The sequence below is a fragment of the Chryseobacterium caseinilyticum genome (assembly GCF_014837145.1).
Classification (GTDB): domain Bacteria; phylum Bacteroidota; class Bacteroidia; order Flavobacteriales; family Weeksellaceae; genus Chryseobacterium; species Chryseobacterium caseinilyticum.
The window spans coordinates 1-12,503 of the sequence record NZ_JACYFS010000003.1 but is presented as its reverse complement, the minus strand read 5'-3'; the positions used below and the strand labels follow the sequence as shown (position 1 = coordinate 12,503).

Annotated in this window: 11 protein-coding genes and 1 rRNA gene; 6 read left to right on the top strand and 6 right to left on the bottom strand. The window is 37.7% G+C overall.

The window, feature by feature from the left end:
* Positions 1-39 precede the first annotated feature (39 nt).
* Positions 40-1,575, top strand: coding sequence for a YifB family Mg chelatase-like AAA ATPase (locus IC610_RS10645; RefSeq protein WP_191736850.1), 1,536 nt, complete (start codon positions 40-42; stop codon positions 1,573-1,575).
* 132 nt (positions 1,576-1,707) lie between these two features.
* Here the strand turns inward: IC610_RS10645 and IC610_RS10640 are convergent, their stop codons facing one another.
* The 4 genes from IC610_RS10640 to IC610_RS10625 all read right to left on the bottom strand — a co-directional run bounded on the left by IC610_RS10640 (position 1,708) and on the right by IC610_RS10625 (position 6,059).
* Entirely contained in the window at positions 1,708-2,460 is a 753-nt protein-coding gene (locus IC610_RS10640; RefSeq protein ID WP_191736849.1) for a hypothetical protein, read from the bottom strand.
* 359 nt (positions 2,461-2,819) lie between these two features.
* Positions 2,820-3,980, bottom strand: a complete 1,161-nt coding sequence (locus IC610_RS10635; RefSeq protein ID WP_191736848.1) for an FtsX-like permease family protein — start codon at positions 3,978-3,980, stop codon at positions 2,820-2,822.
* Positions 3,981-3,985: 5 nt separating this feature from the next.
* Positions 3,986-4,633: an ATP-binding cassette domain-containing protein gene (locus tag IC610_RS10630; protein ID WP_191736847.1), complete on the bottom strand. Its 648-nt coding sequence runs from the start codon at positions 4,631-4,633 to the stop codon at positions 3,986-3,988.
* Entirely contained in the window at positions 4,626-6,059 is a 1,434-nt protein-coding gene (locus tag IC610_RS10625; protein WP_191736846.1) for a DUF4836 family protein, read from the bottom strand. Before IC610_RS10625 ends, IC610_RS10630 begins: the two co-directional genes overlap by 8 nt.
* Positions 6,060-6,629: 570 nt before the next feature.
* On the opposite strand from IC610_RS10625, the gene IC610_RS10620 reads away from it, so the two are divergent.
* The 4 genes from IC610_RS10620 to IC610_RS10605 all read left to right on the top strand — a co-directional run bounded on the left by IC610_RS10620 (position 6,630) and on the right by IC610_RS10605 (position 10,526).
* The gene (locus tag IC610_RS10620) at positions 6,630-8,021 is read left to right on the top strand and encodes an RtcB family protein (RefSeq protein ID WP_191736845.1); all 1,392 of its coding nucleotides are present in this window, start codon (positions 6,630-6,632) and stop codon (positions 8,019-8,021) included.
* A 211-nt stretch (positions 8,022-8,232) separates the two neighbouring features.
* Positions 8,233-8,931 (top strand): peptide chain release factor H, encoded by a 699-nt coding sequence (gene prfH / locus IC610_RS10615; RefSeq protein ID WP_191736844.1) that lies wholly within the window; start codon positions 8,233-8,235, stop codon positions 8,929-8,931.
* Entirely contained in the window at positions 8,918-9,427 is a 510-nt protein-coding gene (locus IC610_RS10610) for a tetratricopeptide repeat protein (RefSeq protein ID WP_191736843.1), read from the top strand. The genes prfH and IC610_RS10610 overlap by 14 nt, the downstream gene beginning before the upstream one ends.
* Positions 9,428-9,812: 385 nt before the next feature.
* Entirely contained in the window at positions 9,813-10,526 is a 714-nt protein-coding gene (locus IC610_RS10605) for a C40 family peptidase (RefSeq protein ID WP_191736842.1), read from the top strand.
* Positions 10,527-11,180: 654 nt separating this feature from the next.
* Here the strand turns inward: IC610_RS10605 and IC610_RS10600 are convergent.
* A complete protein-coding gene (locus IC610_RS10600; protein ID WP_191736841.1) occupies positions 11,181-11,336 on the bottom strand; it encodes a hypothetical protein in 156 nt (51 codons plus the stop codon).
* An 89-nt stretch (positions 11,337-11,425) separates the two neighbouring features.
* Positions 11,426-11,599, bottom strand: a complete 174-nt coding sequence (locus IC610_RS10595) for a hypothetical protein (RefSeq protein WP_191736840.1) — start codon at positions 11,597-11,599, stop codon at positions 11,426-11,428.
* 838 nt (positions 11,600-12,437) lie between these two features.
* Here IC610_RS10595 and IC610_RS10590 point away from each other — a divergent pair.
* Positions 12,438-12,503, top strand: a 16S ribosomal RNA gene (locus IC610_RS10590); the annotation flags it as partial.

The following is a 12,503-nucleotide window of genomic DNA, read 5'->3' as shown; positions in this document are numbered from 1 at the left end:
CACATAATTTTTTTTTAAATTTACTTCAAACACAAAGCAATGCTGATCAAAATTTACGGAAGTGCCATCTTCGGAGTATCTGCTCAAACCATTACTATTGAAGTCAACATAGATACCGGTGGGGTAGGCTACCATCTTGTGGGTCTTCCAGACAATGCCATCAAAGAAAGCAGCTACAGAATTTCTGCCGCACTGAAAAATGTCGGTTTCAAAATTCCCGGAAAGAAAATCACGATAAACATGGCTCCTGCAGACCTTAGAAAAGAAGGAGCAGCTTACGATCTGAGTATTGCCATGGGAATTCTGGTGGCTTCAGACCAGATTGTTGCCGAACATATTAAAGATTACATCATCATGGGTGAGCTTTCGCTGGACGGAAGTTTACAACCGATCAAAGGCGTATTGCCTATTGCCATTCAGGCTCGTGAAGAAGGTTTCAAAGGAATTATTTTACCGAAACAGAATACAAGGGAAGCAGCTATTGTCAATAATCTCGACGTTTTTGGTGTTGAAAACATCAAAGAAGTCATTGATTTTTTTAACGAAGGAATTCCTTTGGAGAAAACAGTTTTGGATACCAGGAAAGAATTTCAGGATAAAATCAATTCATTTCCTTTTGATTTCTCTGAAGTGAAAGGTCAAGAAATCGCAAAAAGAGCCATGGAAGTCGCTGCAGCCGGCGGTCACAACATTATTCTCATCGGCCCTCCCGGAAGCGGAAAAACGATGTTGGCGAAAAGAGTTCCGAGTATTTTACCTCCGTTAACTTTAAAGGAAGCGTTAGAAACCACAAAAATTCATTCTGTTGCCGGAAAAATGGGCACGGAAACTTCTTTGATGACGGTACGGCCTTTCCGCAGTCCGCACCACACAATTTCGGACGTCGCACTGGTCGGTGGCGGAAGTTATCCTCAGCCCGGAGAAATTTCTTTAGCTCACAACGGCGTTTTATTTCTGGATGAAATGCCTGAATTTAAAAGAACCGTTCTTGAAGTCATGCGGCAACCGCTGGAAGACCGTGAAGTAACGATTTCGAGAGCTAAATTTACCGTAAATTATCCTTCGAGTTTTATGCTGGTTGCATCTATGAACCCCAGTCCAAGCGGATATTTTCCCGATGATCCGAATAATACATCTTCTGTTTTTGAAATGCAGAGGTATATGAATAAACTTTCGGGTCCGCTTTTAGACCGTATTGATATTCATGTAGAAGTACAGAAAGTTGAGTTTGAACAGCTCGCCGAAAAAAGAAAAGGTGAAAAAAGTGAAGACATCAGAAAGCGGGTTTTGGTGGCTCGTGAGATTCAGAATGAGCGGTATAAAGATTTACCGATAAGCTACAATGCCCAAATTGGGTCGCGTGAACTGGAAAAATTCTGCGAATTGGATGATACCTCATTTAATCTCATCAAAATGGCCATGGAAAAACTGAATCTGTCTGCAAGAGCCTATGACAGAATCTTAAAAGTGGCAAGAACAATCGCTGATCTGGAAGAATCTCAAAATATTTTATCCCATCATATTTCTGAAGCAATACAGTACAGAAGTCTGGATCGTGAATTTTGGAATGTTTAAAACTCTAAAATCTTTAAGATGGTAAATGATAGGCTAAAAAACTTTCGTGCTGTTTCGGGATTTTCTAAAAAGAGAATTTACATCCAGAAAAACTTCTGCATGATTAATTCAGTTGATGATCTGAAAAAGTATTTAGTTTACTCTTCGTGTAAGAAGCACATTTAAGAGAAAAGTTCCCTGCCAATTGTTTCCAAAATGGTCTGAGCGAACCACTACTACTGTAAGTCTCGTTCTTCCGTTAGTGCCGTTATTTTCAATAGAAATCATATTTGCATTGTAGACATCTGGCAATCCGCTGTTATTACCGGCGGTTAACTGCGGATAAAGTCCTGAAACGTTAAATGGGCTTCCCTGAAATTCATATACAATAACCATTTTGGCCGGAGTATTGGTTCCTGCGTAGGTCGATACCTTAGAAATTACCCACCAGTTATCGCTGTCATAAATAGTATTATTGTGATTGCTAAAATCGGATGTATACTGCTGGTGTGGCGGTATTTTCAGTTGACCTCCATAGATGTCAACATTGGTTGATCTGATTGGTTGCCAGACTCCGGGTGCTGGAAGTGCGGCAGTATCAAAATAATAAAAGCCCGGCGATCCGATATTTATAGCTGAACCGGTTGCTGTACCTGTCGTACTGTTATTAACGTAGATCAGTGTAGAAAGTGTGGTTACAGGAGTGGTATTGTTTCCCATTGCCTGTGCCCTTTGCCTGTCCAGATTAGGAATGATGATCCCGTCCTTTGTCTCCGGATTCAGAGTGCCGGTGGGGAGTGCTGCAGTAATATCCAATGTGCTTTTAGGTGATGAATTGTTAATTCCAACCTGCGCATATGAGTAGATGTTAATTCCGACAATTAGGCTGAGGTAAACTTTTTTCATATATGTAATTAATTTGTGTTATTCTGGGCTATCCAATAAAATACGATTTCTCTAAATGATAATTTTAAACTTTTCTTTATCCATAAATCATATCCCCCAAAAATTGTATTAACAACAATTTTTTAATTATTCCGCTTCGCAAGAGGAACTGTTTATGAAACGATTTAATAAAATTCAAATATAATAAATTACGGATAGATGTAAAATATTTTTTTTCGCCCTACTATGATTTAAGTATGATTAAGTGTGTGTTCATCGTGTACGGTGGGGTTTTGGAATGTTTAAAAAGTTGCCAAAATTATCTGAAATATTTTTTCACTTAAAACAAAAACGACCGTCATCACGACGGTCGTTTTCTATTATATTTTCCAGCTTTTCAGCAGCCAGCGGTAAATCAGAATATTGACAAAGAAATAAACCAACAGTGGAATGATAATAATCACAGTCCACAGAAAAGGATTCACATACATCGACAGCAAACCGTTGGAAACATCAGATTTCGCAATCAGGTACTGTCCTAAGGCAATCAGTCCTAAACTTAATATTAAAACAATCATTAAATTTAAACTGAACTTCCGGCTGATGTCACTTACCATTTTCTTTGGTGAATATCCAAGACTGTTTTTAATGGAAACTTCTTCCTGTTTCTCTAAAAACTGAATTTTTATAAAGCTTACAATAATATAAAGGCATAAAGCGAAAATGAAAATCCCCAAAACTGCAATCACTTTTAAAACCAAAAACAGTTTCGACTTTATTTTTGCTGAACGTAGGCTTTCCTGATTCGATTCATAGCCATTTTCTTTCATCTTAGAAACCAAGCCTTCATCTCCGGAATCTTTTACCTGAACCAAAACCCTGTTGTAAATTTTAGGTTGACTGCCAAGTTCCAGTTTGGCAGCAGCATTCAGAGAATCAAGGAATTTTTTAGGAATTAAAACAGAATGAATTCTGTCTGAAAGCCCAACCATTTTTCCCCGATACGTTTTGTTTTCCTTATTAATAGTAATGTTGATATTAACTTCGATTTTCTTGGCAAAATCTTCTGAAATCTGCGGTAAGCCTTGATTAATGGCAAAACCGTAATTGTAAAGATTCAGATATTCTCTTGAAATAATGATTGGAATCTCATCTCCGTTCACCTGAAACTCTTCTTCTTTCAGAGGAACGTCAATCGCCTTCAAATCTACACTTTCAAAGTAAAGATCAGTGTAAAAAGGAATAAAATCGCCGCCGTTCGCCGAAGCTTTAAACTCATTGGCAGAAAAAGGGTAGATGTTTTTTACCTCAGACCAGTTTTTGATCTTCGCAACTTCATTTTCATTAAAACCCAGCAGTTCTTTACGTCCGATATTATCCGGAGTGAGTTTTTTGCTGAAAGTAAGCCAGTAATTGCTGTCACTGCTTTTGCTTCCGAAAAGACGGTTGGCATTTTCGTACAGCTGCAGACAGGACAACACCAAAATAAAGGCAATGAACAGTCCGGCGTACAGAATAAGTGAATTAAAAATTTTCTTCATAGCGTTTATAGATGAAGAATTTGATAATGATGCTCAAAAGGAAACTCATTCAGCTCAAAAAAGATCACCGAACTTCCGCTTTCTTCAGAAACTTCGTTGATCAGAGAAAATGCGATCTTCTTATTATTGATATCCAAATGACTGAAACATTCATCGTAAATCAGAAAATCTGTCGGATTGATCAGGCTTCTCACGATGGCGCTTCTTTGTCTTTCCCCATACGAGCAGTTTTCAGCTTTTTTGTTCAGAAGACTTTCAATTCCGAGACGTCGCGAATATTCTTCCATTTTTGGAATAAACTGTTTTTTATCTTTATTAAATATACGCAGCAGTATATTCTCAGAAATAGTCAGGTTTTTAATCATTCTTACATCCTGAAAAAGCAAGCTGATGCCCTGTTTTCTGTGTTCAACAATTTTTTCCAGATGCAGTTTTTTTACAACTTCCGTCCCGTATTTTATTTCTCCTTCATATTGGAAATGAGTTCCGAGCATTGCCGTCGCAAGAGTAGATTTCCCACTCCCTGACGGTGCAATGATCAGATTTTTTTTACCTTTTGCGAATGTGATATTCCGATTCCAGATTTCAGAATCTTCAATATTTTTCGGGGTAAAATATTTTGGAGAAATATTATTTAAAACAATATCAGTCATTCATTAATAAATAATACAGTGCGTTTTCGTCTTTCTTGTCGAGAGTAAATACCGTTTTAGAAAGAAGGTTTCCGCTGTCTTCCTTAGATTCATTGGTCATACTGATCACTTTCACTGGCGGATTTTCTCTTTGGTTGTAATCTTTACCATCAGACCATGAATAAGACATCACACCCGATTTTTTATCCAAAGTTGAATTTTTTCCGGCTTTTTTACTCTGAAACTGAGAAAGAACCTCAGGATTTTCAGAAACAATTACTTGATTGTCTGTTACTACATATTTTTTTCCTGCAGATGTTAGATATTGGTCCATTAAGCTTGTTAAAGTTGCTTTGTTTTTCGGATTGAAACCTAAAACGATCGCATTGTCTGATCTGTAATTGTAATAATCAGCAGTATCCTGTTTTACTTTGAAATCAACAAAAGCGTAATCTCCTGTAAAAGTAGAAGTGATGTCTTCCAAAGATTTGTTGCTTGAAGCCAAATAATGATTTACCGTAGCTTCAAAACCAGATTCTTTCACAAGATATCTCATAAAATCTAAGCTGAAAAACCCGATTGAGTAAGACTTAGCATTATCAAGTTCCACATTTTTTACAAGATCGTAGTTTACTTTATTTTTATCGTAATATTTTTCTACGATTTTCTTCATATCGCTGTTAAAGAAAGTCTTCGTTTCCATATTAGCTTTTCCTTTGTCGAAATTAAAATCAAAACCAATTCCCGAATCTTTGATCAGTTTGTTGATGGCAAGTGTTTCAATATAACCTTTAGATGCGAAGCTCGCTACGGCAGCAAGATTTACCCATCCGCTCACATCTTTATTTCCTACAAGAGAATTGTTTACCTGTTCTTTGATCGCAGCATTTTTACTTCCTTTTCTTGCCCAGAAATCTGCGAAATATTTATCGTTGATTCTCTCAGAACCTTCAGGCATCGCAGAATTATATCCACCGTAAGGATTGTACGCCTTTTCGCTGACCATAATGGCCATGTCGCCTTTCATACTTCCGGCAAGTTTTCCACCAATGTAGATATGATCTTTGTTGTCGATGGTCACTTTCGTTTTGGTCAGATCAGTCATACTTTTCTGAAACTTCGCTTTGTCATTGATCCAGAGAAAAGATTTTACATCAAATTCAGAATTTGTTTTACCCTGATCAACGAGAAGATAAAGAGGTTTATCGATGTCGATTCCGGATTCCTCAGGCTTATTGACCAACTGCAGAAACAGCTTTTCCTCAGCCTGAATATTTTTCTTCTCTTTCAGGATTTTGTCTACAGGAATCTTTTTTGAAATTTCCTTCAGATTTACTCTGGATATTCCCAAAGTCGTGTCTGTTGTGTAGTTTAAGATTTCATCATTCTTGTTAGAATTACATGAAAAAAGGATTACCAGCGCAAATGCACACAGTAAAGTTTTCATTAAAGTGCTTTTCATAAATGTTTGAGTTAAGGAAACAAATATAACATTTTGTACTACATGGAAATCATGTTAACGTGAAAAAAAATTAAAATTTTATTTTGAATTTCAAAAAAAATAATATCTTTGCATCTGAAAATCAAGTTTAACCATTTTAAAAAACAACGAAGCAATGTTCAGATTCAACTTACATTCAACAGTAGGATTGCCTTTTGCAAAGGCGGGGCTTCGTGGTTTGGTACATTCTTAGAACAACAGTATAATGAAATATCAAAACCCGGAGTCGTAAGATTTCGGGTTTTTTATTGCGCAATATTTCAAACTTAAAACGTTTCCCCGAAATCATTTTTTTAGGAGCTATTTCCCGCTTTCCGTTGCAATCTTTTTTGCCCTCGCTTTTTTCAAGCCAACGCAAAAAAAGGATTTCCACTGCAATCGGGGCTAGGGATTTCAACTCCAAATCAACATTTGTCATAAAAATATTGTGACAACAAAAAATCAACTAAAAATCTAGTTGAAAAAATTCAATGAGAGAAAATCAATGATCTCTCATCATTCATCAATTATATAAAAATGGGAAATTTAAAATTAAAAGGAAAAGATATATTAAAATTAGGCTATCCAAACAACCAGAGCGTCAACATCGCATTGGAAGTGATGAAGAGAAATTTTGCAACCAAAAATATTCATTATGTAAAATCTCTTCTCAAGGAAATCCACCAAAATCCGGAGAACTTCGAGAAAGATTTAACCTTCGGACAAATTGCAGAAGCTTTGCTTTCATCCAAGAAAACCGAGAAAAGAATGCTCAACACCAACCGGGCGTCTTTCCAGATTTTCGGAAATGATATTTCAGATGAAGCAAAAAACCAATTGTACACTGCACTGAAACTGCCAATTGCAACACAAGGCGCTTTGATGCCTGATGCACACAGCGGTTACGGACTTCCAATAGGTGGCGTTCTTGCGGTAGAAAATGCGGTAATCCCTTACGGAGTCGGGATGGATATCGGATGCAGAATGTCGCTCAGTATTTTGGATACGCCAATTTCATATCTCGACGGCGCCAAAGATAAATATGAAAAAGCGCTTGCCGAACACACCAAATTCGAGATGTACGAAACGCACAAATCTCACGTCGATCACGAGATTTTCGACAGAGATACGTTTGATTTAATTCCGATTTTGAGAAGATTAAAAGGAAAAGCCATCAAACAAATGGGAAGCTCCGGCGGCGGAAATCACTTTGTGGAATTCGGTGAAGTGGAAATTACGGAAGAAGATGAACAAATCAATCTTCCAAATGGAAAATACCTCGGAATCCTTTCACACAGCGGTTCGCGTGGTTTGGGAGCGGAAATCGCTCAGTATTATTCGAGAGTGGCGACCGAACAGTGTCCGTTACCGAAAGAAGCACAAAACTTCGCCTGGCTGGATTTGAACACGCACCTCGGATTGGAATACTGGACGGCGATGAATCTCGCAGGAGATTATGCTTCAGCCTGTCACGACGATATTCACAGAAGACTGGTGAAAGCGGTCGGCGGAAGAGTGAAAGCCAGAATCGAAAACCATCACAACTTCGCGTGGAAAGAAATTCACAATGGAAAAGAGGTGATTGTTCACAGAAAAGGCGCAACTCCAGCCAACGAAAACGAGTTGGGTATGATTCCCGGTTCGATGACGGCAAAAGGTTTCATCGTTCGTGGAAAAGGAAATCCGGATTCGCTGAACTCGGCTTCACACGGAGCGGGACGGGCTTTTTCGAGAGGAGAATGCAGAAACCGTTTTACTCAAAATGACATTAAGAAAGAAGTAAAACTCAAAAATGTCACCTTGATGGGCGGAAATGCGGAAGAAGCACCGATGGCGTACAAAGACATCAATGAAGTAATGAACGCTCAAAGTGAACTGGTCGATATTCTCGGAACTTTCCAACCCCGAATTGTGAGGATGGATAAATAATGATTAATGTTGGATGCGGGATGTTGGGTATTTGATGTCAAATACCTGCATTTTAATTCTTTCAAAAATCATTACATAATTTATAACAATAGTAATACAAAGGAGAAAAACAATAGCCCCGATTGCAGCGGCATCCTTTTTTTTGCAAGGGCTTGAAAAAAGCGAGGGCAAAAAAAGATACAGCGGAAAGCGGGATTAAGCTCCTAAAAAAATGGACAAAATAATACAAATCACCTCGGGAAGAGGACCTTTGGAATGTCAGTGGGTAGTTGCCAAAGTTCTGGAGGTCTTTCTTGAGGAAGCAAAACAAAATAAAATCGGTTACGAAATCATTCACCGTGAAAATGGTGATGAAAACCTGACTTTGAAATCTGCGACTTTAGTTTTAAAAGGAAAAGAAGCTAATGAATTTCTGAAAAACTGGCTCGGAAGCATTCTTTGGATTGGCAAAAGCGTGTTCAGAAAATTCCATAAAAGAAGCAACTGGTTTATCGGGATTTTTGAACTGGAAGATTTGGAGAAAATTGAATTTAATGAAAAAGAAATTCAGTTTCAGACGATGAGAAGTCAGGGAAGTGGCGGACAAAACGTGAATAAAGTGGAAACTGCCGTTCGGGCGACTTATCCGAAAACCGGACAGAGTGTTTTCGTGCAGGATTCCCGTTCGCAACTGGAAAACAAGAAAATTTCAATCATCAGATTAAAAGAAAAAGTAATGGAATTTCACATTCAGCAACTGGAAAAACAAATGCAGGAAACGTGGAACAATCATCTGAATGTTCAAAGAGGAAATCCGATTCGGACATTTTCGGGAAGCGATTTTAAAAAGAATCATCAGGAGAAATCTTTCAAAAAAGAGAGGAATCAACTGAAAAATGAATTAAAAAATTACAGAAATGACCTTAACTAAAAGTAAATATTATTTTGAAGCGCTGGATAATTATCCATACAGCTTGCCGGATTGTCTGGAAGCGCTGAATTATGCACTTTCCTACGACCCTGAAGATGCAGATTCGCTTTGTCTGATGGGAAGAATCTACAGCGAAATGCTTGATGATTATGAAAAAGCAAAACTCTATTTCGAGGAAGCAATGCAGTGTGATGTGACCAATCTGAATACGCCAAAATACTACATTAAATGTCTTTTGGACAACGAAAATTTTCAGGAAGCAGAAAAACTGATCAACTATTCTTTAAAAATCAAAGGAATTGACAGATCGACTTTATGGTTTTACAGAGCTTTGTTATCTGAGATGAGAGGAAGTCTTCCGAATGCATTAAAATTTTTAACCGAAGCGGAGAAGTTTTGCTTCACGCCACAAAGTTTAGATTTTATGAAAAGCCGAAAGAAATTCATCAAATCTAAAATGCCGAAGAAATCTAAAAAAAAGAAGGAGACGAGATAAGTCTCCTTTTTAATAGAATTCACTGAATTTTTTTAGGCAATAATGCAGTTATAATGATTTATTTTTCATAGTATATATAAGGATGAATTAAGAAATCCGTCAGATTAGCGTAATTTATTGATAATGAGTGGTGTAAATAATATTTGAAACGATTTCACTTAAACAACCGTTTCAATTTGTTAAAAAACCTTAATAAAAAAAACCGCACAACGTCCGTTTATGGGCGTTTGCGGTTTTAATTGCTTTAACATTGTTAATAATTATGTTAAAGTGTGTTAAATGCAGTCTTTCAAAGTATGAGATTCGACAGGTTTTTGATGTGAATCGATACTTTTGTAACGCTTTAAAAATAAAAGACAACGTTTAACACGGAAATAATTTATCTATGAAGAAAAAAGTTTTGTTGTATTTAGTGATGCTGATTTCTACTGTAAGTTTACAGTCATGTGTTACTAACTATGTAGTTTCAAAACCAACAACCTATATTAAGGACAACAAATCAGATGCCAATTATGCGGCAGTTGAGAGCAAAAGGTTGGAAATGGATAAAAAGCAGCTAATCAGCTCTTTTGTATCTGAAAAAACAGTAGCGTTATCCAACGCAAAAAACAAATTAAAGAATTCTGAAATTGCCAAGGCCATCAAGTATAATAAGGTAATCGACAATATCCTTGCAGAAGCGGAAACTTATTTGGGAACGCCTTACAGATACGGCGGTACAACAAGAAACGGAATCGACTGTTCGGCATTTGTATTATCAGTTTTCGGTGCAGCAGCAAGTCTTACGTTACCAAGAGTAGCAGCTTCACAGGCACAGGAAGGGGAGTCGATAGACAGAACAGAATTACAGAAAGGAGATTTGGTTTTCTTTTCACACGGCAGAAGAATTTCTCATGTAGGAATTGTAGAAAGCATTTCAGAAGATGGCGATATTAAATTTATACACGCCGCAACATCCAGAGGAGTGATGGTTTCCTCACTAAGTGATTCATATTGGGGTCCGAAATTCAGATTTGCCAAAAGAGTGATCAACGAAAACGGAGACAGCTATAATGCAACAGCAAAATTAGAGTCACAGGCATCTCTGCAAAATTTTTAAAACTTAAATAATTGATATTTAAAAAGAGACTGAATTTTCAGTCTCTTTTTTTTTCATATCTGATGTGATTGTCTCGTTGATTGTAGTTCTTAATCTTTCAATCTTCACTTCCTTTCCCCACTCTCAAATACACTCCAACTTTCTCGCTGCACTTTCATAAGTTATCATACCATTTTTATTACTCATTACTCATTACTCATTACTCATTGCTCATCTTTTCAGGAGCCGGGAACCCGCTGTCCGCTGTATCTTTTTTGTGCCGGTCTCCACTCCGCTACGTCCGCCACAAAAAAGGATGTCGCTGCCATCTGGGCTAGTAACGATTCCGCTTTTTAAGAACTGTTGAATTTTGATAAGTAATGAGCAATAAGTAATGAGCAATCACCAAAAGCAATTAATCTACAATAATCTCATTATAGAAAGCAACAAAAACTATAATCGGAAAGCCAAAACTTCAATTCAAAAGTTTCAAACATCAATCCTCACTACATTTTCAGTCCGGTCAGCAGTAAAAAACCAAACTTCCTTTATTTCCAATACCCCGTTGAACCATTCCCATCCTCTGGAGGGGATGTCAAAAATCGCAGATTTTAGACGGGGGTGGTTACTCCTTTGCAAAAGTTAACCTTACGTACAATAGAAATATAAACTTCATCAAAATAAAACTCTCAAAAACCCTTCTGCTCTCATGTAACAGTCTGCCTGTTTCAGAATTCTGCATCCAGAGCATTCACCGTTGATACTGTCGTCCAGCCCATGCCCAAATGCCACATCCAAACTCCGCAATCCGTATCCCAAATTTTCAGACATCAAATTTTAAATCCTCTCGATCCGCAAAAACCCTCCACTTCAGAACAAGGCATTCAATCCCCATAGTCCCCGAATGCCTGCCAAAGCAACTAAGAACCATCAGGCATACTCCGGAGGAGTAAAATCTGTGTAGCAAAAGCGACAACCAACGCCGCCGCACTCCGTAGGAGTGCCATCTGTGTAGAAACCACCATTCCAAAAATAACCGCACTCCGTAGGAGTGCCATCTTAAAAAGATCCACAAAAGCGATCTGAAAACTCAAATTGTATATTTTCAAATCATACAATGCGCAGTCATTTTCACCGAAAAGCCTTACAAAATAAACACTGATGCTCAAAAATTCCCAACAATACATATTCAACCAGCTCAATTCACCCAACCAGCCTGCAGAAAATAACACGTTAATACGCACAATGATTCTTTCCAAACTCCCACCGTACGGCATTTAACCCCATACATCTCGCACATCGCTCCACATCCCGTCCTTGCGCCGCGCATTCCCCAACTCACAATCCTCATGCATTTCACCTCGCACCTCACATCCCGAATCTCGAATCTCAAATCTCAAACATCAAATTTCAAATCTCACCCGCACCCTCCAACCCTCCAACCCTCCAACATATTTTCTCTCCACACAATCAGGCTGTTGCTTAATTATGTTAAATAAATATGAATAAAAGTTTGGTGGGGAATGTAAAAGTTTCTACTTTTGCACCACTGAAAACGAGAGGAAGTAAGTGGCGCAGGAGGATAAAGATAAGAAAGAAACTTCAGAAAAAATAACACTGAAAAATTTGCAAGAATAAAAAACAGTTGTATATTTGCAGACCCAATTAAGGGGAAGCGCAGGAGTTGATTGAGAGAATGTAAATAAGAAAAATTAAGGTCATCAAAAAACTTTAAAATTTTCTTCGAAAACATTTGGTCAATTGAAAATAACTTATTACTTTTGCACTCGCAAATACGGAGACGAAACTGACAGAAAAGTAGTCTTAGTTAAAAAGCGGAAGAAAAGAGATCATTGAAAAATAGATATAACAACCAAAATTAAGGAAAAACTAAAGCGTATATAAGAAACTTTGAGTGAGTCAGACAAACATACAATGGAGAGTTTGATCCTGGCTCAGGATGAACGCTAGCGGGAGGCCTAACACATGCAAGCCGAG

Coding starts and splice junctions, on each gene's coding strand:
- IC610_RS10620 (WP_191736845.1), top strand. CDS start 6,630: ATGGGAAATTTAAAATTAAAAGGAAAAGATATATTAAAATTAGGCTAT.
- IC610_RS10635 (WP_191736848.1), bottom strand. CDS start 3,980: ATGAAGAAAATTTTTAATTCACTTATTCTGTACGCCGGACTGTTCATT.
- prfH (WP_191736844.1), top strand. CDS start 8,233: ATGGACAAAATAATACAAATCACCTCGGGAAGAGGACCTTTGGAATGT.
- IC610_RS10625 (WP_191736846.1), bottom strand. CDS start 6,059: ATGAAAACTTTACTGTGTGCATTTGCGCTGGTAATCCTTTTTTCATGT.
- IC610_RS10645 (WP_191736850.1), top strand. CDS start 40: ATGCTGATCAAAATTTACGGAAGTGCCATCTTCGGAGTATCTGCTCAA.
- IC610_RS10605 (WP_191736842.1), top strand. CDS start 9,813: ATGAAGAAAAAAGTTTTGTTGTATTTAGTGATGCTGATTTCTACTGTA.
- IC610_RS10630 (WP_191736847.1), bottom strand. CDS start 4,633: ATGACTGATATTGTTTTAAATAATATTTCTCCAAAATATTTTACCCCG.
- IC610_RS10610 (WP_191736843.1), top strand. CDS start 8,918: ATGACCTTAACTAAAAGTAAATATTATTTTGAAGCGCTGGATAATTAT.
- IC610_RS10640 (WP_191736849.1), bottom strand. CDS start 2,460: ATGAAAAAAGTTTACCTCAGCCTAATTGTCGGAATTAACATCTACTCA.
- IC610_RS10600 (WP_191736841.1), bottom strand. CDS start 11,336: ATGTCTGAAAATTTGGGATACGGATTGCGGAGTTTGGATGTGGCATTT.